Below are 19,600 nucleotides of genomic sequence, written 5' to 3' on the forward strand. Positions count from 1 at the left end.
CGGCTTGAATAAACCTTGCTCTAGAAAACAATTTCTATCATAAAACGCGCCTCTATAACGTTAATCACTTTGCACTGTTTATACAATCTTCCAAGAACTCATGGAATTTGTGCCCGTTATTTTGAAGCATTTTAGGGAACATCGAGATCGGAGTCATACCTGGGAATGTGTTTACTTCGTTTAAGTAAATCTCATCATCTTCCGTTAAGAAAAAGTCGATACGAGACAAATGGCGAAGATTCATTTGCTTAAATACCCTCTCAGATGCGTGCTGGATTGCATCTAATTGTGCTTGAGTTAGATTCTTCGCTTCAACTTCGGTGAGCGAGTGACTTGAACTGCTGTACTTTTCATCGTACGAGTAAAAAGCACCGTCAGGGGCAATAACCTCGCCTGGCTTCGTTATGTGCAGCTGGCCATTCATCTCATATGCAGCAACTTCAAGCTCTCGTGGTTTTACTGATTTTTCAACCAACACTTGGTCAGAAAACCCAAACGCATCATTTACTGCATTGGAAAGTTTATCTTTTTCTGTTACGCTGTAACATCCAACAGATGACCCTTGACGAGCGGCTTTGACAAAGACTTTTCCCCATTTTTCAAACGCTTTATGAGCTTGAGCATGAGCTTCTTCATCGTTGCGCGTTAAGAATAAGTAAGGCGTATTGGGAATGCCGATAGCGTCGTACCAAAGCTTAGATGTGATTTTATTGAAGCTATTGCTACTTGCTTCTGGCCCGCAACCAAGGTAAGGAATGCCTGCGATTTCAAACAGAGATTGAATATCACCTGTCTCGCCTGGAAAACCATGTATACAAGGCACAATGAAATCGATGGTTTGATTAGATTCACTTGAGCACAACTGCTTGGTATTGAGATCCAAGTAAACCAACTCACCTTGGTTGGTCATCCAACCTTCGTTTTTAATTTCTACGCGTGTAACGTGAACGTCTTCAATAAGATTTAATTGTTGTTCGACAAAGTTTGCAGACAATAATGAAATCTCGTGCTCAGAAGAGCCGCCGCCGCATAGTAGAAGAATATTTTTAATCATGAATCAATCTTTCCGTGACCTACAAAAGATACTATTTATTATGATAAACCTTTGAAGTGTGACGTACAGTAATTTTAGTGTGAGGAATTTTGTTCGAGTAGGATTTGAACAAATAAATAAGGGAGCTATTCGCTCCCTTATTTGATGTGTTAGTTTAATTTGTTAAGCGTTGGGTAAGCTGAGTTTTTAATGGCGTCAATGCTTTTAACAAATGGTCTTAACTGCTGAAATTGAGCAGGCAAAGTCGAAATCGCTTGCTTGGCTTCCGCGCTTGTTGCGTAGTCTCCGTATAAAACTGAGAACCACTTAGTACCGTTGACGACTTTGTAGTTTTCCCAAATTGGCTGTCCGTTCTGTGGCAGCTTATTTGCAAACTGATCGACTTTCGCTTGGCTACCCACAGCCGCGACTTGAATGGTATAGCCGAATCGTTGAATGCCTGCTTGCTTTTTACTCGGTGGTACGATCTTAACTGGCTTCGCCTGCTCTTTTGGCGTTAGCTTGACTACTTTTTTCTCTTCAGGCTTTGCCGTCATTTTCACAACAGTTGGTTGTACGTCTTTTTCTACTACAGCGTTTTCAGACGCCATAATTGGCTTAGAGATACGATCTGATTTGTAGTCCTCTCGATAACTTTCAGAAGTTACGTCTGTGATGTAAGTTTCAGATGCACAAGCAGAAAGCAGGACTGACAAGCCGATGATTGCGATTTTTTTCATGAAGTAACAAATGCTCTGGATAAATATTACGATAAATCATGCCGATAGCAGGGCCGTTTATCAAGCATCAAATACAATAATCTGTGATTTTGATGTGATGAATAACACAAACTCCATAAGCATCGCCCACATTTTATGCAATGTCTGGTCTGAAGACGTTTTATCAATAAATTATTCGTTTATGATTGATATGAAACCGATAGGCAAACGTTACTTGCAAACGGCTAGGAGTCAGCATGAATAAACTACATAAACTCTTTAAACCCAACTCTGTGGCCGTTATTGGGGCATCTCAAAAAGCATTGCGAGCAGGACATGTAGTTATGCGCAACCTTCTACAAAGTGGGTTTGGTGGCGCGATTATGCCAGTAACGCCGCGATACAAAGCGGTATCCGGAGTTATAGCCTACCCGGATGTGGCTTCCCTACCCTATACGCCAGATATTGCGATTTTATGTACGAACGTTTCACGCAACGAGCAACTGCTTAAAGAGTTAGATGAGAGAGGCACACCGTTTGCGATTGTTATCTCTGATGACGCCCAGCCTTTAAATATTTCATCATTGAATATTCGAGTTTTAGGACCAAACAGCTTAGGTATTATCTTGCCTTGGCACAATTTTAACTGCACGTTTTCTCCTGTTGCGGCTAAGCCCGGAAAAATTGCGTTCATCTCACAATCTGCGGCGGTTTGTACCACAGTGTTAGACTGGGCAAATGATAAGAATATTGGCTTTTCTTCGTTCATTTCGATTGGACGCGGACAGGATATCGATTTTGCAGATTTGCTTGACTACTTAAGTATGGATGGGAATACGGAAGCTATTCTGCTTTATGTGGATAATATCCAGGATGCTCGGCGATTTATGTCTGCTGCGCGAGCTGCTTCACGGAACCGCCGTATATTGGTATTAAAAGCGGGCCGCTCTAAAGAGATGAATACTTTCGAACAGCAAGATGGTGATACGCTTGATGTAATTTACGATTCTGCCATCCGTCGAACTGGTATGTTACGAGTCAGCAATACGCATGAGCTATTCGCTGCGGTAGAAACACTCACGCATTCTGTGCCACTTCGTGGAGAGCGTTTAGCGATCGTCACCAATGGCGGCGGCCCTGCTGTTATGTCCGTTGATACTTTGATTGAACGTGGTGGCCAGCTCGCAACACTTGATGACGCTGCCATTGAGCAATTACAAACTGCACTCCCGTCCAACTGGCGCGCTCGAAATCCGATTGATCTGTCTGGTGACGCAACAAAAAAACGCTACATTGATACCATTAACGCACTGATGAATAACGACTGTGCAGATGCGATCTTGATTATGCATAGTCCTTCTGCGGTTTCCGACCCTCTTGAAACTGCTCAAGCTGTTATTGAGGCGATCAAGGCTCACCCTCGGCATAAGCATTTTAATATCTTGACCAACTGGTCAGGAGAACAAACGTCGAGAGAGGCACGACTGGCATTTACTCAAGCTGGCATTCCAACCTATCGAACGCCGGAAAGTGCGGTCGTTGCATACATGCACCTGGTTGAGTATCAGCGAAACCAGAAGCAATTAATGGAAACGCCAACGACGGCTGAGCCATTGCACTCTGGAAGTGTGAGTTCTGCAAAAGAATGGGTAAATGAACGACTACTGGATAAAAATACAGTTACCTTGGATACGCATCAAACCAGCCCATTATTTAAGCTGTTCGGGTTTAATGTTCTGCCAACATGGATTGCATCTGACGAAATTGAAGCCGTGCATATGGCAGAAAATATCGGATACCCTGTTGCGGTTAAGTTGCGATCTCCAGATATTCCTCATAAATCGGATGTACACGGTGTCGCCCTGAATTTAAGAAACAGTCGAGAAGTTTCCAACGCAGCGCTATCCATTCTAGATACCGTAAAGCTAAGTTACCCTTCTGCCAATGTACACGGTCTGTTGGTACAAGGTATGGCAAAGCTCGGCAGCGCTGAAGAGCTACGGATTAGTATTGCAGTAGATAAGGTCTTTGGACCTGTGATCTTGCTTGGTCAAGGCGGCTCGGAGTGGAATATCGCCCAAGATGCCGTCGCTGCACTTCCTCCTTTGAACATGACGCTTGCGCGCTACCTTGTCGTTGTCGCTTTAAAGTCTGGAAAGATTCGCCTGCAGAAACAAAAAGATGCGCTCGATATTAGTGAGTTGTCGAAATTCTTAGTTCGTATCTCCCAAATGGCGGTTGAGTTGCCAGAAATACAAAGACTGGATATCCATCCAGTATTGGTGTCGGGAAGCGATTTAACTATCCTCGATGCGGACATCACACTATGCAAATACGAGGGAGATGCGCAAAAACGTCTGGCGATTCGTCCTTTCCCGGCAGAATTTGTCGAAACTGTAACGCTTCGAGATGGCCAACCTATCCTGCTTCGCCCTATCCTGCCTGAAGATGAGCCGCTGCATGCTCAATTCATTAATAGCGTATCGAAAGAAGATCTCTATAAGCGTTTCTTTTCTGAGGTTGGTGAGTTCAACCATGAGGCTTTGGCAAACTTCACTCAAATCGACTATGACCGCGAAATGGCGTTTGTTGCGGTAGCGTTTAATACCGACGGACCGTCTATCATAGGCGTAGCCCGCGCATTGATTACACCAGATAATAGTGATGCTGAGTTTGCTATTTTGGTTCGTTCAGATTTGAAAGGAAAAGGCTTAGGTAAAGTGCTGATGCAGAAAATTATCAGCTATTGCAAGATTAAAGGCACAAAGCAAATGTCTGGAATGACCATGCCTACAAACAGAGGGATGTTGATGTTAGCTCAAAACCTGGGATTTGAAGTCGATGTTCAGTTTGCCGATGGTACGGCAGATATGGTGCTCCCTTTAAATTGAAAAGCGCAGCATTAGCGATGACTTTTACTTCTTACATTCGATAATCAATGGGAACCTAAGAAGTAAAAGTTACGTTGTTACTTTAGTTTCCAATTCTTTTTCAAGTATTGAATACACCAGGATTTCGCCTCACCCATGGTATTTCGGCGCCATGCTAAGATAATATCCATCGGCTGCTCTTCTGTACCTTCGATTCGCTTCAATACGCCACTATCAATCAAAGGTTGTGCAATTTGGCTTGGTAACGTACCAATGCCTAAACCTGCAGTGAGCGCATCTACTTTTGCCGTAAAGTTGGTGACGGTCAAGCGAGGTTGTTTTTGAATGATATTAATTGAGAGCGCAGGTTGTTCGCGTGCAGTGTCTGCAATGGCAATAATTCGGTACTTTTCTCGCGCCGCCTCATCAAACTTACCACTACGCTTGTGCACATAGTGATCAGCTGCCGCTACCCAAAACATGCTCATCTTACCAATTTTTTCTGATTTGACTTCTTGAGGAAGTGTATCCAGTGATGGGCAAATCAGTAAATCCGCTCTACCTGTATTCAGCGATTCCCAGCTACCAGCCAAGATCTCTTCTTGCAGTCTGACTCGTGTTGAGCTTACTTCAGCCAATGCATCAACCATAGGGAAGAAATTGGATATAGGAATAATGCCATCAAAGGCAATGGTAATATCCAGTTCCCAGCCATTCGCCAATAACGTTGCATCATTCACTAACTTTTCACTGGCTTGTAAAATGGCTCGTCCTCTTTCAAGGATGAGCTTTCCTGCTTCAGTAAAATGGGCTTTGTGACCAGAGCGATCGAAGATAATGATGTCTAAGTCTTGCTCGAGTTTCTGGATCTGATAACTCAGTGATGACGGGGCTCTATCTAACTCATTCGCAGCAGCTGCAAAACTCCCTCTTCGGTCAATGGCATCCAGAATATGGAGCGCTTCTAACGTAATTGGACTCTGCACATGGCCTCTCTTAATGTGATTTTTGTCACATTGATTGTATTTGGATGATCTTATCAAGAACTAACGTTAAACAATATAACACACTGATAACTAAAGACTAGAAATGCTCATAACCTAAGAGTTCTACTCAAGATAAAACCACAAATAACAATGGTAATGATAGTAATTATTATTTAGATCTATTAGTATCCCGTTTGTTGTTACCTATTATGGATCTAAGGTATTGAAGCCAATGTATAAAAAAACCATTTTGTCAGCCTCTATTCTGATTGCACTATCCCAAGGTGCCTACGCTGAAGATCATTCAACCTTCAATGAAGTGGTCGTGACTGCGACTCGTACTAATAGCCAAATCGAAGACACTGCTGCTTCTGTTGCGGTCGTTACTGATAAGAACATCGAAGAAAGCATGGTCACTGGCTTAGATGACCTCTTTGAGTACACGCCAGGAGTCACGGTTAAGACAAACTCTCGCCAAGGTGTCCAGAGTATCAATATCCGTGGCATCGAAGGCAATCGAATTAAAGTTCTTGTGGACGGCGTATCTCAAGGTAACCAGTTCGAATCAGGGAATACGTTCATTAACTCTGCTCGCGTTAACGTTGATACCGACCTAATAAAAGCGGTTGAAATTGTAAAAGGTGCAACATCGTCTCTACATGGTTCTGACGCAATTGGTGGCATTGTTGCATTTGAAACCAAAGATCCGGCTGATGTCCTTAAGGGTCGTAACTTTGGTGGCCATGCGAAGTTCAACTACTCTTCCGAAGACAATACATTCAGTGAATCTGTGGCATTAGCGCACAAAATTGGTGATTTGGAATCTTTACTTGCTTATACGCGTCGCGACGGCAATGAACTGGATAACTTTGGAGATCTAGCAGATGCAGATACAGAAGCGAACAACTTACTGGTTAAGCTTCAGTACCAACTCAATGATGCACATCGTGTTGAGTTCAATGGGAATTATATTCGCAACAAAGGCAACGGAAAGCAGTCTTACAACGGTTATACTAATGCAACAAGTGAAGATGTAACAGAACAATATCAAGTTGGTATAAAACATATTTGGGAGATGCAAACGGCCGCAGCGGACTCCCTTACCTGGCAACTAGATTGGCTTAGCAAAGAAGAAAACGGCATTACTGATCGTGTTAAAGGTCAGAATAACCAACGTAAAGACTACATCTACGAGGATGAAGGCTACCAGTTTGATTCTCAGTTCGACAAATATCTCATGCTTGGTAGTACAGAGCATTACTTTGTGTACGGTGCATCCTTCAGTGATAAAGACATTAAGAACGTTAACAAAGAGTACAACAGTGCAAGCGGAAACAAAGAAATTTTCTATATCCCTTCTGCGAGCGAGCGTCGTTACGGGCTCTTTTTACAAGACGAAATTACGGTAGGTAACTTTACGATTACCCCGGGCGTACGGTGGGATGCATTTGAAACCGATCCAGGTGACACAAGCAGCAACCCAAGTGGTAACGCGGCTAGCGACTACAAAAAGTTTTCTGATTCTGCATTTACAGGCCGCTTAGGTTCTGTTTATAAGCTTAATGAACAACATCGTTTATTCGCGCAAATCAGCCAAGGTTTCCGTGCTCCAGATTTCCAAGAGTTGTACTACTCCTTCGGCAACCCAATGCATGGCTATATTTTTAAGCCAAATCCTGATTTAAAAGCAGAAGACAGCATTTCGTACGAATTTGGTTGGCGACATAATAATGACATTTCTAGCAGTGAAGTGTCAGTTTTCTACAGCGATTACGACAACTTCATCGAAAGTAAAACCGTCTCTGGCACTTGGACTCCTGTGACTGACCCTGCGATTCTGCAGTACGTAAATATTGGCAAAGCGACAATTAAAGGAATTGAGTTTTCAAACCAACTTTCGTGGAACAAGTTCATGCCAATCGAAGGATTTAGCTCTCGTGTAGCAGCGGCGTATACGGAAGGTGAAGATGGAAACAATAATCCACTAAACAGTGTTAACCCTTGGAACCTTGTCGCTGGTTTTAATTACGATTCAGAACAAAACTGGGGAACCACGTTAACCATTAACTACACCGCATCTAAAGATAAAAGCGACATAAATGACGATAAAGTGTTGCCTATCTCCGCAGCTACGGTTGTAGATATCACCGCGTACTACAAACCTATTAAAGACCTTACGTTGCGAGCAGGTATGTTCAACGTAACAGATGAAGAGTACTACAATTGGAATGATGTGCGTGACCTTCAGACAGAAAACAAAGATCTGACTCAAGCTGGGCGGAACTGGTCAATTACAGCTAAATACGAGTTCTAAACCTTAAAAACACAAAAGCCAGCGTAATGCTGGCTTTTTTTATGGCTTTCATTTCAAAAATGTAAAGAAAAGTATGAAAAATGAAAGTTTACTGTTTTGCCATCTCTTTTTTCACCATTACTGCTGCTGCAATGATAAAAGTGATGATCAGACCGAGTTCCATGAACTACCCCAATAGCTATGAGAAAATTTATAACCCAAATTAAGAGTCGGACATAGTTTAACAGCTCTATATAGACTTGCTACCTTTTAACCAGTAATTTACGATTTTTTCCGATTTGGATCAAAAAAGACGCAATTATGCGTCTTTTTGTTATTATTATGTAAATCAAAATTAGGCGTCTGGATAACCTTGAGGGTTGTTAGATTGCCAACGCCATGTATCCCCCGTCATTTCTTCTAGAGTACGAGACGCTTTCCAACCTAACTCATTCATTGCTTTTGATGGATCAGCCCAACACTCAGCAATATCGCCTGGACGACGTTCAACAAGTTGGTATGGAACATCTTTACCACTTGCAGTTTCAAATGCTTTCACCATTTCAAGCACACTGTAGCCATTGCCAGTGCCAAGGTTGTAGACATGAAGCCCAGCTTTGTTACCTACTTTTTCCAAAGCAGCGACGTGACCATCGGATAAGTCCATCACATGAATGTAGTCACGCACGCCGGTGCCATCTTTCGTTGGGTAGTCGCTACCGAATACAGAGAGGAACTCTCGGCGGCCCACCGCAACTTGAGAAACAAACGGCATTAGGTTATTTGGAATACCTTGAGGATCTTCACCTAACTCACCAGTTGGATGTGAACCTACAGGGTTAAAGTAACGAAGAAGTGTGATGCTCCAATCTGGATTCGCTTTTTGGAAGTCCGTTAAACATTCTTCCACCATTAATTTACTGCGTCCATAAGGGTTAGTTGCGCTAGTTGGAAAGTCTTCTGTGATTGGAACAGAAGCAGGATCGCCATAGACAGTTGCTGAGGAGCTAAATACCAACGATTTAACTCCAACTTCGCGCATTGCATCAACCAATACCAAAGTGCCATTCACATTGTTGTCATAATACTCTAGAGGCTTTGCTACGGACTCACCGACGGCCTTTAAACCTGCAAAATGGATAACCGCTTCGATATCGTGCGATTTTAGAACCTCTACCATTGTCGATTTATCTCTGATATCGGCTTGAATAAAGGTTGGCTTTACGCCACATACCTTTTCAATGCGATCTAAGACCGTAGACTTACTGTTGTACAGGTTATCTAGAATCACTGGCGTCATACCAGCTTCGATCATTTGAATACATGTATGGCTACCAATATAGCCCATACCACCCGTAACAAGTACTTTCATTTTATCATTCCTTTTGACGCGAATGGGTTTAGTTTAAAGCTTTGACGTTACGATTTAAACTGTCTCCTGCAATTCGCATCCCATTAATATTGCTTGGCCTTTTCCGGCTTTTTTAGCTTGATACATTGCAGTATCTGCACTTTTTAACACTCGAGTGGCATCTCGCTCATTAACACCGACCAATTTTACGCCGATGCTAACGCCAACCTTGAGCGAGTTACCTTTGTACTTGATTGGTGTGCATACGCTTTCGAGCAGTTGTTCTGCAATTCGGGTGACGACTTTTTGGTTGGCAGGATTAACCAACATGACAAATTCATCACCCGAAAGTCTTGCGATTAAATCACTATGTCGAGTCGCAGATGTTAGACGCTCGGCGACTTTTTTCAGAACTTCATCACCTGCGTCATGGCCATAGGTATCATTAACCTCTTTAAAACCATCGAGATCGAGGTAAAGCACCGCAAATTCGTCACGTAAGTATCCCGACCGTTGTACTAATTCTTCCAACTCTAAATGGAACTTGGAGCGATTCGCTAACCCCGTTAGTGCATCGTGATGAGCTAAGTACTCAAGTCGTTCCATCTCTTTTGCACCAGAAAGATCGGTAAGAACAATGACTAGGTCGTAGAACCCATTGTCTTCACACTTAACGATACGATTAACCCTTGCAAACATCGGCACAAACTGGCCAAGATGGTTCTGTTCAATAACTTCCCCTTGCCATACCCCGTAGTTTTCTATCGATTCAATGATGCTAGGCATCATTTCCTGCAACTTGCGCCACTTAAGTGTTTGGATAAATGACTTCCCAATAAGCTGATCCATCTCTAGTCCAACTAACTTAGTGACCGCAGGGTTAGCCATTGTGATAACACCTCGATGATTAAGAACGATGAGGCCATCTTGGCTGCTCTCAAAAACACGCCCCGCAACACGCTGCCTGCTCATGGCCTCTTCAATTTCGGTGATATCTTGAATCGAAAACAATAAGTGTCCATGTGTGGACAAACGACGACTGGTTAAACTCAACTGCTGTTCGTTGTCTGCATTTTTGAGGTGAATGTCATCGCATTCTAACCCCCTACTTAGGATTTGGCTCAGCTCATTCGGTGTTTTCGTTTTAATTAGATCACGGATATTGGCATGCTCAAGTTCCTCTGACTTTTTTTGAAATATCTGCCGAGTCGCAGTATTACAGTAAATAACACGCCCGAAGTTGTCGGTAATAACTAATGCATGTTGAATAGATTCAATGACTTCTTCTGAAAACGCCCGCTTTTGTTCTAACATTTCTAATGAATGTTGCCGCTGTTTCTCGCGTGTTGTTAACTTGTTCATCATTTGATTGAAGGAATGTGCGAGTTCTCCAATTTCATCCTTGGAGTAATAGCGAACTTGAGTATCCGTATTTTGTCCGTGTGTCACACTCTCTATCGTATGACTCAGTTCTATGACAGGTTTGAGAACAAGCCTATCGATACTTATGTAAAAGATAGTGCCACCAGCGAACAGCAACAGAAGAAGTACAGCACCATCTTGAAGTAAAGATTGTTGGGCTTCTATGATTGGACGATGGGAAAGCGTAACCCTCATACTGCCAATGACACGACCATCGTGAATAATCGGTTCTAGAACATAAAGAAATTTGGCTGATAAGGCATAACCTAGCGCGTGTAACTTGCTTCTTTCAGTTTGATTAGGGACGGGAGCTGATGCCCCACTTCCTTCAAGAACAACGAAAGGTTGATCATCTTGGTCGTAAAGTTTGACCCGCGTAACATTTGGCTGGTTTAAAAAGTTGATGAGAGTAGTTTGAGCTTTTTGCTTGTTCTTTGTCGTTAGCGCATCTTTAATTGAGAAAGAAACATTGTTAATCAACTTTCTCGTTTGTTCGACCAACTCATGCTTAGACGATTGGTATGCAGTATACGAGGTATAACCTTTTGAGATAACAAAGATAGCCGTTATAAAGACCAAAATTGGCCAAATAAGCTTTGCTCGTAATGACATATGTATTCCTGTCGCAGACAACCACTAAAAATGACAGAAGCGTTGTTATGCAATCTATTACCCATTAAGGGCGACAAGATTAACACGATGCCAATGCAAAATAACCTTAAATTCTCAAAAATTGGATGGAAAAGGAACGAAATACCTTAAAATTCGGATCAACTCAAATAACGGCAACATCTTTATGGACTAAAGTGATCTTTTTCGTCAGCCATCAGATCATAAACCTCGCTTTCATGATAGAAGAATGAAGTGAGTCACTGAACCTAGATGCATTTTCCTGCATCGTGAACCCATTGCTTGTGTAGAAATAAAACGTATGACATTGAATAAACAGCAACTTACATTGAACTGCGACATGGGTGAGAGCTTTGGCTCTTGGATTATGGGGGCAGACGAAGATGTTATGCCTCATGTTGATATGGCAAACATCGCGTGTGGTTTTCATGCTTCCGATCCTAATGTCATGCACGACACTATCAGTCTCGCCAACGACAACGATGTTGATATTGGAGCGCACCCGGGCTACGCCGACCTCCAAGGCTTCGGCAGGCGCAGTATAAACATGACGGGTGATGAAATTACTAACATGGTTATATACCAAGTAGGCGCTTTACAGGCACTTTGTCGGGCTCAATACACAGATATCAGCTATATAAAGCCTCATGGCGCGTTATACAACGACATGATGAAAAGTGATGCGATATTTAGATCAGTCGTAAAGGCGGCAGCTTTATTCAAAGTGCCGTTAATGATTCTAGCGTCACAGGAAAACGAAAAATACTTAGAAATCGCAGATGATTATGACGTTCCCTTGCTGTTTGAAGCATTTGCAGACCGTTTGTATCAAGATGACGGATTACTTACACCTAGGACACAGCCTAATGCCGTGTTAAAGAATGAGCATGCGATACTTGAGCAAGTCCGTACGTTAGCAGATTCTGGTCGTGTCAAAACCGCTTCTGGCGGCTACATTTTACTGGAAGCCGATACGATTTGTGTTCATGGTGATAATGAAGAGTCGATCGCGCTGATCCAAAAGATCCGCCAAAGCCTATACGCGGGAGGAAATTAATGCATAAAGAGAAATTTAGTATCTCTTTGATCTCCGAGTGCAGTATTTTCATTAAGTTTGACGAGAGTATCTCTGAAAATGCGGTCGGAGAACTTGCTCGAAACATCAAAGACACTTTAGCGTCAATCATTATGAATGTGGTCCCCTCCTATCAAACCATCCTCATTGATTACTTGCCTTTTCGAATCAATGAAAAAGATTTAGTGCATAAACTGCATCAAATGATCCGTCAGTTTAATACTCAATCGCTCAGTCTTGTTCAACCTAACCACATCACTATTCCCGTATACTACTCCGAAGAAACCGCGCTAGATTTGCCCCGCTTTCAAGATCGTGGACTATCATTAGACGCGCTCATTTCCTTACATACTCAAGCCGAGTATGCGGTTTCAGCGATTGGTTTTGCTCCGGGTTTTGCATTCCTATCCGATGTCGATACTCAATTATATATGCCAAGGTTAGCTACACCAAGAACGCGAGTACCAGCCGGAAGTGTGGGAATCGCAGACTCTAAAACGGCCGTCTATCCATCAGATAGTCCTGGCGGATGGAACATTATCGGTAGAAGCCCGCTTCCCCTTTTCTCTGATACGCCACCATTTATACCGTTTGAAGTAGGTGACAAGGTCACGTTTGATGCCATTTCCAAACAAAAGTTTATCGAGTTAGGAGGTGTTCTATGAGTTACGCTGGATTGCTGGTGGAAAAGTCAGGGCCACTTTCTTTGATTCAAGACTTTGGTCGTTTTGGCTTAGCGCATATTGGCGTGACTCAAGGTGGTCCCGTAGATGATTACGCCTACAGTTGGGCAAACCATTTACTTGGTAACGTAGTCAATTGTGCTGCGATTGAAATTACTTTGGGTAACGCTTGCTTTGTCGCACTACATAACTGCCATCTTGCAATATGTGGTGGTGATTTGAATGCAAAAGTAGATGGTGAGCCTATCTCAAATTGGTCTGACTTTACGTTGAAGAAGGGGCAGAAGTTGCAGTTCGGAGTCGCAAAAAATGGACTTCGATCCTATCTTGCGGTTAAAGGTGGATTCGATATTGCTCAGCACTTAGGAAGTGCCTCTACCGTCACGAGAGAATCTCTTGGTGGTTATGACTCAAATGGTGGCGCTTTAAAAGCAGGCGATATTCTTCCCTTTTTTCCTCATAACTTACCGAAACACAAACCAAGGCTGATGACGTTTCGCTTTAAGCCGGATTACAACTTACCTATCAAGCTGAGAGTGATTGAAGGCTATCAAAATGAGGACTTTGATGAAGACGCTCGCCAAGCCTTTTATAGCAACGCATTCACCATATCCCCTGATTCAAATCGTATGGGCTATCGTCTTGAAGGAAACAAAATCAAACCGCCTTACGAAGGCGTACTGTCGGAAGGAATTGCGCTAGGATCGATTCAAGTTCCTAACGATGGTAATCCCATTGTGTTGCTCAACGATCACCAAACCATCGGTGGCTATCCTAAGTTTGGCTGTGTAGCACGTATTGACCTGCCAAGGCTGGCACAGGCGAAACCCGGGCAAAAAGTCAATTTTGTGAAAGGAGATAGACAAGGCTTGCAAGAAGTATGGTGCCAATGGGCTCAGTTTTTTGGATATTAATACAACCTCTGAGCCCATACGTAACTGTTATGCAGGCATCCCATAACGCTCTGCTAACGCTTGCGGATAATCTCGCTCTTGCGTGAGTTTAATCGCGTACTGTTCAATTTCTTGTTCAGACCAATGCACAGCGACAGGATGTTGGGATTCCACATTTTGGTTAGGTTCAATATCAAACCAGAACTGAAGCATTTTTTGCGCTGCAAGTAGTGTTGATGACGCTTTTACCACTTCTATCCGCGCGTAATGGTTGTCTTCAAAGGTCACATCGGCTGCCCTGAGTACCGGATCCGTTCCAGGAATTTGCTGGGCACCAAACAGGGCTTTTCCCCCTTTGATAGCAGAATGATAGTCGGGAATGAACTGCGCCATGTGTTTGATAGCATTATTGGTTCGTTCTTCTAAGACTTCTTCTCGCCAACCGTTACGTATCTTTGAGAGTAAAGGAACTGGCAGTTCAGGCTGAGCTGAGAACGGTGTACTCTCAACTAAGCCATCTTCAAATAGCGTAATGCCTTTCGTCATGCCGTGAAGCTGAAAATAACCATCACCATAAGGGGTCAGTTGAGCCATTCCTTTATCAGTTCCACGCGGTCCATGGAAAATAACTTCTGGCCAAAGTTGTTGGCAGTCTGCCCACTTGGTTACGTAAGCGGCTTTAAACTCAACTAACCTATCACGCTTGGCACCGATGGTATTGTCAATGGATCCTGTTTCAAAACCACATGCATTGACCAAGTAGTCACATGTCATAAGATAATCAATGCCATCTCGTTCGTAACCAAGTTGCCAGTGATTACCCATCCAGTCCGCTTGTTTGAGCGTTGCTTGTGTGCATACTGAGGCGTTTGGCAGAGCGTTCAACGTTAAATTGGCAATTGCGGCAAGGCGAAAAACACTCCAGCCATATTCCTGAACCGCCACAACTGGGTACTTTAGCGCTTCTAGATCAGCATGTTGAGCAAAAGGAATACACCACTCATCAAAGGTTGTAGGGTGACTTGGTTGAGTACGTTGTGCGAGTGCTTCTAGATCCTCTTTTGAATACAATTTGTAGTATTCGCTTGGCTCACCAAGCACTTTGTTGCTTTGATCTTTATCAACGAGCGTTTGATACGCATTTTTCACCACATCTAGTCGAGGAATAAGTGCGGATGGGTCTCCACCATCAGAATAAGGGACTGCAATGATCGTCGGGCGAATATTCAGTGAAAGCGGATATAGGCGAACGGTATCAATGGATTGTGCTAATAAATCTAAACATTGTTGCTCAGAAATCTCTCGATATAAGTTGCCACCTGCATGTAAATGGCAAATGGGCGGACCATTTACCAGTGATACGCCCTTCTCTATTACGGAAACTTTAAAACCCAGCTCCGCAAAATGAATTGCTGCTGTTGCACCTGCGACACCGCCACCAACAACAGCGATGTGCTTATCTTTGTAATTTGGAAACTCAGACTTCATTGCTTCACTAAAAATTTTATAAGGAAAATTCTTTACTAACGGTGGATTCTACTCGTGTTTGGGCTTGATTAAAATCACAAAAAGTTCATGGGTTTGCGAAATATCCAACTGCGCCTTTATGGTGCGTTAAAGTAGAAAAAAATTGCAAAAAAAGTACTTGACGACATGGTTAGGAAGACACTTTTTTATGCCTATGTGAATAACAATTTCACTGTAAGACCCATGGCGCAAAGCCTGCAGAAACACCCCACTTTTTACCCCATTTAGTTATCCCAAAAGTTATCCACTGTTTTTGTGGATAACTAAAATAAAAGTGTCATGGAGTGTTCCACATTTAATAACATTTGCAGTGATTAAGTGTTTACTGGCGTTAACAATCTTTTCAACAAACTCATTACGACAAGTGCCAACGTAACAAATGTTGCCAGTGGTAAAGCTATCCACAATTCGGGGTGAATTTGTGCGTTCAGATCGAAGCCATATGTCATTACCGCGGCCACACAAACTTCCGCAGCGAATACCGCAACACCGCTAGCTATCAACGCCATAATGCCGTATTCGGCCCACAGAGTCGTATTGATCCGTTTTTTACTTGAGCCTAATGTGCGATACAAACGAATCTCCTGCTGACGTTGGGATAAGCTTAATCTCAATAGCGTGAAGATAAGTAGCAATCCCGCAACCACGCCTAAAAGAGCAAGAATAGTGATTGCCGATACGATTTGTTGAATCAAATCCTGGATTTTTTCGCCCATGGTACGAATATCTAAAACAGATACCGTTGGGTGAGATCGAGACATAGACGTTAATAGTGCTTCGTTCCCCTCATCAATTCTATAACTGATGAGGTAAGAACCCGGTAGATTAGCCATAACGTCGGATGAGAAAATAAAGTAAAAGTTAGGCTTCATATCACGCCATTCAACATAACGAATGGTATCTACTACCGCATCGTAGTTCTGGCTATTAATAACAAAGCGCAGTTTGTCACCAAGTTCGATGCCCAAGTCATTTGCTACATCGGCTTCTACAGAGACACTCCCTTTATTTGTCCATTCACCCGCAAGCACATCATTATACTCTGGCAGGCCGTCTCCCCACGTAAGGTTCAATTCACGACGTATTGCGTCAGAGCCTTCTCCTTCGTATTCAATCTCTTTGACGTTTTGACCATTAATCTCTGTCAATCGACCACGAATAATTGGATAAGCTTGTGACCGTGTAACCCCATTTTTATCTAAGGTTTCTAGGTAGCTATCGAGTTCGTAATCACCAATATTTAATGCGAAGACATTTGGCGCGTCTGCAGGTAAGGTTCTCTCCCAATCCGCGAGAATATCGCTGCGCACAAGCCAGATAATAGATAGCAGCATCAAAGACAACGCTAAAGCACCAAACTGCAGGCCACTGGTTACTGGCGTGCGGTTGATACGACTCAACGCAAGCTTCATGGCAGGTTGTGTTGAAATACGCGCAAACAATTTTGTGAGTGCGACGCTCACAGCAGCAAGCACAACAAACAGTACTGCAATACCAATAAGAACAATCCAAACTAAGGTATTATCAGCATAAAGCAAAAGTAATGGAACAACGGGGACTAGAACGAGCAACATTCGCTTCCAAGAACGTTGTGCTTTGCCCTGCTGTAGCACTTCTAAGGCTGGAGTTTTAATCAAACCCAACAATGGTATGCCAAGGGCAGGAACGGTGATCAGGACCGCTGAGATAAACGACACTAGATATGGAGTGACGCCGTAACTAGGTAGTGGCTCGGGTAATAAGTCTTTGAGTGGAATGCGCAACAAGTACTCCAGCCCACTTCCCAACAATAACCCAACGACACTGGCGCTAATGAGCAGGATTGTGACTTGAATAAACAGCCATTTTTCAATCCATCGTCGACTTGCGCCAAGGCTTTTTAGCATCGCAATGGTTTGTGTTCGACTATTCACATAGTTTTGGCAAGTAAGAACCAATGTTGTCGCCGCCATAATGATGACAATCGCTACGGTCAACGACAGATACTGCGTCGTACGTTCAAAAACCTCATTGCTACGACTGGCAGTATCTTGCGTGCGCCAGCGATCACTAGGAGAAAGAACAGTATCTTCTTGCAGGCCTTTTAGCGTTTTATCATCGGCTTGTAGAAACAGACGGTATTGAACTCGACTCCCGACTTGAATCGCTCCCGTTTTCTCAACGTCTTTTTGATGGATGTATGCAGAAGGCATTTGTTGAAATGGGTTAAAGCTTAACCCAGGTTCCATCAGCACTGCACCTGAAACCGTAAAATCGGCATCGCCTATAGTGACGCTGTCACCCGACTTGACGTCTAGTTGAGCCATAATCCGCTCATCAAGCCAGAGTTGGTTCTCTTTAACGCGACCGGATGGGTTGTTGTCTAGTACCAGTTCTCCCATTAAAGGGTAATTGTCGTCCACTGCCCTTACGGAAATCAACTGCATACCATTGTCGCTAAATGCCATCGTGGCAAATCGTGTCATCGTCGAACGTTCTAGGTTTTCAGTCGAGGATAACAACGTGTCAGGTATAGGATTAGCAGACACAAACACCGCATCCGCTGTCAATGCATCCTTCCCCTGTTTGACGATCACCTGCTCCATTCGCTCCGCTAATGCAGAAAGCGCAAAGATGCTCGCAATCACAAGAATAAGAGCAACGCTAATAGGCCAAAGGTTCCCCTGTCTTATTTCGCCGAAACTCCAACGTATTAGGCTTTTGTTTGACGAGTGTTTTATTGCACTGCTTCGTTCTGTCGATGTTGCTTCGCTTGATGATACTGCAGACATTACACCTCCTCCTTAAGCTCACCCGCCTCCATACGATAAATACGGTCACATCGACTTGCTAGATGACCATCGTGTGTAACTAATATCAGCGTTGTTCCATGCTGCTCATTAAGATCGAATAGCAGCTCAATCACTTTGTCTGCGGTTTGATGGTCAAGATTGCCGGTAGGCTCGTCTGCGAACAACAGTTCAGGCTGTGTCATAAAGGCACGTGCTAGCGCGACACGTTGTTGTTCACCACCAGATAATTGACTTGGTAGATGATCGACACGTTTTTCCAATCCAACAGCAGCTAATAATTCGGCGGCTCTTGCTTCATCTTCGGCTTCACCACGTAAAAGACAAGGAAGCGTGACATTGCGTAATGCACTCAAGCTCGGGATTAATAAGAAACTTTGGAAAACAAAACCTAGAGAGTCAGCGCGAATTTTTGCGCGAGCTTCATCGTCAAGTTTTGATAACTTATGACCTAACAAGGTAATTTCACCTGATGTTGGTGTATCAAGGCCAGCTAACAACGTCATCAACGTTGACTTACCCGCACCGGAAGTACCGACGATGGCGATTTTTTCTCCTTTCCTGATGTCAACATTTACATCTTTGAGGATTGTTAATTGCTCTTGATTAGTAGAGACTTGTTTAGAAACCAAATTGGCTTGAACAATAGGTGCATTAAGTACAGGTGTTTGCATGATTCGTATACTTTCCTTAGTTCTATTTTTTTGTTTTTCCGCTACTGCACATGCGAGCGAAAAGCTACTTGTCTTAGGTGATAGCCTGAGCGCGGGCTATCAGATGCCGATCGAAAAGAGTTGGCCTAGCTTACTCCCTGATGCGTTGTCAGAACATGGTCAAGATGTAACAGTTATTAATGCCAGCATTTCTGGCGATACCACAGGCAACGGTTTAGCTCGATTACCACAGCTACTAACCCAACACAGCCCTGATATGGTGCTCATTGAGTTAGGTGCCAACGATGGCCTAAGAGGTTTCCCTCCTAAACTTATTACGTCGAATCTCTCAAAAATGATTACCATGATAAAAGATTCAGGTGCGGACGTTGTCATGATGCAAATTCGAGTGCCACCTAATTATGGTAAGCGCTATAGCGATATGTTTTACGATATCTACCCTAAGCTTGCACAACATCAACAAGTTACCTTGATGCCATTCTTCTTGGAGCATGTGGTCATCAAACCCGAGTGGATGATGGATGATGGTCTTCACCCAAAGCCTGATGCACAGCCTTGGATTGCTGACTTTGTTGCTCAAGAATTAATTAAACATCTCTAATTTTAATGGTCTAGCTCAATAAGTTTTACTTAACTTTACGTTAATCTATTTTCA

Annotated in this window: 14 protein-coding genes; 6 read left to right on the top strand and 8 right to left on the bottom strand. The window is 43.2% G+C overall.

The window, feature by feature from the left end; genetic code table 11:
- Positions 1 to 64 precede the first annotated feature (64 nt).
- Entirely contained in the window at positions 65 to 1,054 is a 990-nt protein-coding gene (locus ACHFJ9_RS01105; protein ID WP_047010388.1) for a D-alanine--D-alanine ligase, read from the bottom strand.
- Positions 1,055 to 1,203: 149 nt separating this feature from the next.
- Positions 1,204 to 1,773: an SPOR domain-containing protein gene (locus tag ACHFJ9_RS01110; RefSeq protein WP_005390018.1), complete on the bottom strand. Its 570-nt coding sequence runs from the start codon at positions 1,771 to 1,773 to the stop codon at positions 1,204 to 1,206.
- Positions 1,774 to 2,009: 236 nt separating this feature from the next.
- Between ACHFJ9_RS01110 and ACHFJ9_RS01115 the strand changes: the two genes are divergently transcribed.
- Positions 2,010 to 4,643, top strand: a complete 2,634-nt coding sequence (locus ACHFJ9_RS01115; protein WP_395354828.1) for a GNAT family N-acetyltransferase — start codon at positions 2,010 to 2,012, stop codon at positions 4,641 to 4,643.
- Positions 4,644 to 4,720: 77 nt separating this feature from the next.
- Here the strand turns inward: ACHFJ9_RS01115 and ACHFJ9_RS01120 are convergent, their stop codons facing one another.
- The gene (locus ACHFJ9_RS01120) at positions 4,721 to 5,608 is read right to left on the bottom strand and encodes a LysR family transcriptional regulator (protein ID WP_005395465.1); all 888 of its coding nucleotides are present in this window, start codon (positions 5,606 to 5,608) and stop codon (positions 4,721 to 4,723) included.
- A 232-nt stretch (positions 5,609 to 5,840) separates the two neighbouring features.
- On the opposite strand from ACHFJ9_RS01120, the gene ACHFJ9_RS01125 reads away from it, so the two are divergent.
- Positions 5,841 to 7,922 (top strand): TonB-dependent hemoglobin/transferrin/lactoferrin family receptor, encoded by a 2,082-nt coding sequence (locus ACHFJ9_RS01125; protein WP_395354831.1) that lies wholly within the window; start codon positions 5,841 to 5,843, stop codon positions 7,920 to 7,922.
- Between the two features lie 334 nt (positions 7,923 to 8,256).
- Here ACHFJ9_RS01125 and galE read toward each other — a convergent pair whose 3' ends face one another.
- On the bottom strand, positions 8,257 to 9,273 hold the full coding sequence (gene galE, locus ACHFJ9_RS01130) for a UDP-glucose 4-epimerase GalE (protein ID WP_301575879.1): 1,017 nt from the start codon (positions 9,271 to 9,273) through the stop codon (positions 8,257 to 8,259).
- A 54-nt stretch (positions 9,274 to 9,327) separates the two neighbouring features.
- Positions 9,328 to 11,286 (bottom strand): diguanylate cyclase domain-containing protein, encoded by a 1,959-nt coding sequence (locus ACHFJ9_RS01135; protein WP_395354834.1) that lies wholly within the window; start codon positions 11,284 to 11,286, stop codon positions 9,328 to 9,330.
- A gap of 319 nt (positions 11,287 to 11,605) precedes the next feature.
- On the opposite strand from ACHFJ9_RS01135, the gene ACHFJ9_RS01140 reads away from it, so the two are divergent.
- Genes ACHFJ9_RS01140 through ACHFJ9_RS01150 form a run of 3 tightly spaced genes read left to right on the top strand, consistent with a single transcriptional unit; the run spans position 11,606 to position 13,976 of the window.
- Positions 11,606 to 12,361, top strand: coding sequence for a 5-oxoprolinase subunit PxpA (locus ACHFJ9_RS01140; protein ID WP_152814691.1), 756 nt, complete (start codon positions 11,606 to 11,608; stop codon positions 12,359 to 12,361).
- Positions 12,361 to 13,044 carry an allophanate hydrolase subunit 1 gene (locus ACHFJ9_RS01145; RefSeq protein WP_301658017.1) on the top strand — a complete coding sequence of 228 codons (684 nt, stop codon included), beginning with the start codon at positions 12,361 to 12,363 and terminating at the stop codon, positions 13,042 to 13,044. The genes ACHFJ9_RS01140 and ACHFJ9_RS01145 overlap by 1 nt, the downstream gene beginning before the upstream one ends.
- Positions 13,041 to 13,976, top strand: coding sequence for a biotin-dependent carboxyltransferase family protein (locus tag ACHFJ9_RS01150; RefSeq protein WP_046876110.1), 936 nt, complete (start codon positions 13,041 to 13,043; stop codon positions 13,974 to 13,976). The genes ACHFJ9_RS01145 and ACHFJ9_RS01150 overlap by 4 nt, the downstream gene beginning before the upstream one ends.
- A gap of 27 nt (positions 13,977 to 14,003) precedes the next feature.
- On the opposite strand, the gene ACHFJ9_RS01155 is transcribed toward ACHFJ9_RS01150, so the two are convergent.
- From ACHFJ9_RS01155 to ACHFJ9_RS01165, 3 genes are all read right to left on the bottom strand, one after another.
- Positions 14,004 to 15,443 (bottom strand): FAD-dependent oxidoreductase, encoded by a 1,440-nt coding sequence (locus tag ACHFJ9_RS01155; protein ID WP_395354837.1) that lies wholly within the window; start codon positions 15,441 to 15,443, stop codon positions 14,004 to 14,006.
- A gap of 353 nt (positions 15,444 to 15,796) precedes the next feature.
- Positions 15,797 to 18,253, bottom strand: a complete 2,457-nt coding sequence (locus tag ACHFJ9_RS01160; protein ID WP_395354839.1) for an ABC transporter permease — start codon at positions 18,251 to 18,253, stop codon at positions 15,797 to 15,799.
- Positions 18,253 to 18,945, bottom strand: a complete 693-nt coding sequence (locus ACHFJ9_RS01165) for an ABC transporter ATP-binding protein (RefSeq protein WP_395354841.1) — start codon at positions 18,943 to 18,945, stop codon at positions 18,253 to 18,255. Before ACHFJ9_RS01165 ends, ACHFJ9_RS01160 begins: the two co-directional genes overlap by 1 nt.
- Between ACHFJ9_RS01165 and tesA the strand changes: the two genes are divergently transcribed.
- On the top strand, positions 18,944 to 19,546 hold the full coding sequence (tesA, locus tag ACHFJ9_RS01170) for a multifunctional acyl-CoA thioesterase I/protease I/lysophospholipase L1 (RefSeq protein WP_005395483.1): 603 nt from the start codon (positions 18,944 to 18,946) through the stop codon (positions 19,544 to 19,546). The two genes, ACHFJ9_RS01165 and tesA, sit on opposite strands and share 2 nt — an antisense overlap.
- The last annotated feature ends 54 nt before the right edge of the window (positions 19,547 to 19,600 follow it).

Source organism: Vibrio sp. D3, assembly GCF_043995865.1.
In the GTDB taxonomy this organism is placed as follows: Bacteria; Pseudomonadota; Gammaproteobacteria; order Enterobacterales; family Vibrionaceae; genus Vibrio; species Vibrio diabolicus.

Excerpts from the sequence above, each read along its gene's own strand:
- ACHFJ9_RS01105 (WP_047010388.1), bottom strand. The coding sequence starts at position 1,054 with ATGATTAAAAATATTCTTCTACTATGCGGCGGCGGCTCTTCTGAGCAC.
- ACHFJ9_RS01110 (WP_005390018.1), bottom strand. The coding sequence starts at position 1,773 with ATGAAAAAAATCGCAATCATCGGCTTGTCAGTCCTGCTTTCTGCTTGT.
- ACHFJ9_RS01115 (WP_395354828.1), top strand. The coding sequence starts at position 2,010 with ATGAATAAACTACATAAACTCTTTAAACCCAACTCTGTGGCCGTTATT.
- ACHFJ9_RS01125 (WP_395354831.1), top strand. The coding sequence starts at position 5,841 with ATGTATAAAAAAACCATTTTGTCAGCCTCTATTCTGATTGCACTATCC.
- galE (WP_301575879.1), bottom strand. The coding sequence starts at position 9,273 with ATGAAAGTACTTGTTACGGGTGGTATGGGCTATATTGGTAGCCATACA.
- ACHFJ9_RS01135 (WP_395354834.1), bottom strand. The coding sequence starts at position 11,286 with ATGTCATTACGAGCAAAGCTTATTTGGCCAATTTTGGTCTTTATAACG.
- ACHFJ9_RS01140 (WP_152814691.1), top strand. The coding sequence starts at position 11,606 with ATGACATTGAATAAACAGCAACTTACATTGAACTGCGACATGGGTGAG.
- ACHFJ9_RS01145 (WP_301658017.1), top strand. The coding sequence starts at position 12,361 with ATGCATAAAGAGAAATTTAGTATCTCTTTGATCTCCGAGTGCAGTATT.
- ACHFJ9_RS01150 (WP_046876110.1), top strand. The coding sequence starts at position 13,041 with ATGAGTTACGCTGGATTGCTGGTGGAAAAGTCAGGGCCACTTTCTTTG.
- ACHFJ9_RS01155 (WP_395354837.1), bottom strand. The coding sequence starts at position 15,443 with ATGAAGTCTGAGTTTCCAAATTACAAAGATAAGCACATCGCTGTTGTT.
- ACHFJ9_RS01160 (WP_395354839.1), bottom strand. The coding sequence starts at position 18,253 with ATGTCTGCAGTATCATCAAGCGAAGCAACATCGACAGAACGAAGCAGT.
- tesA (WP_005395483.1), top strand. The coding sequence starts at position 18,944 with ATGATTCGTATACTTTCCTTAGTTCTATTTTTTTGTTTTTCCGCTACT.
- ACHFJ9_RS01165 (WP_395354841.1), bottom strand. The coding sequence starts at position 18,945 with ATGCAAACACCTGTACTTAATGCACCTATTGTTCAAGCCAATTTGGTT.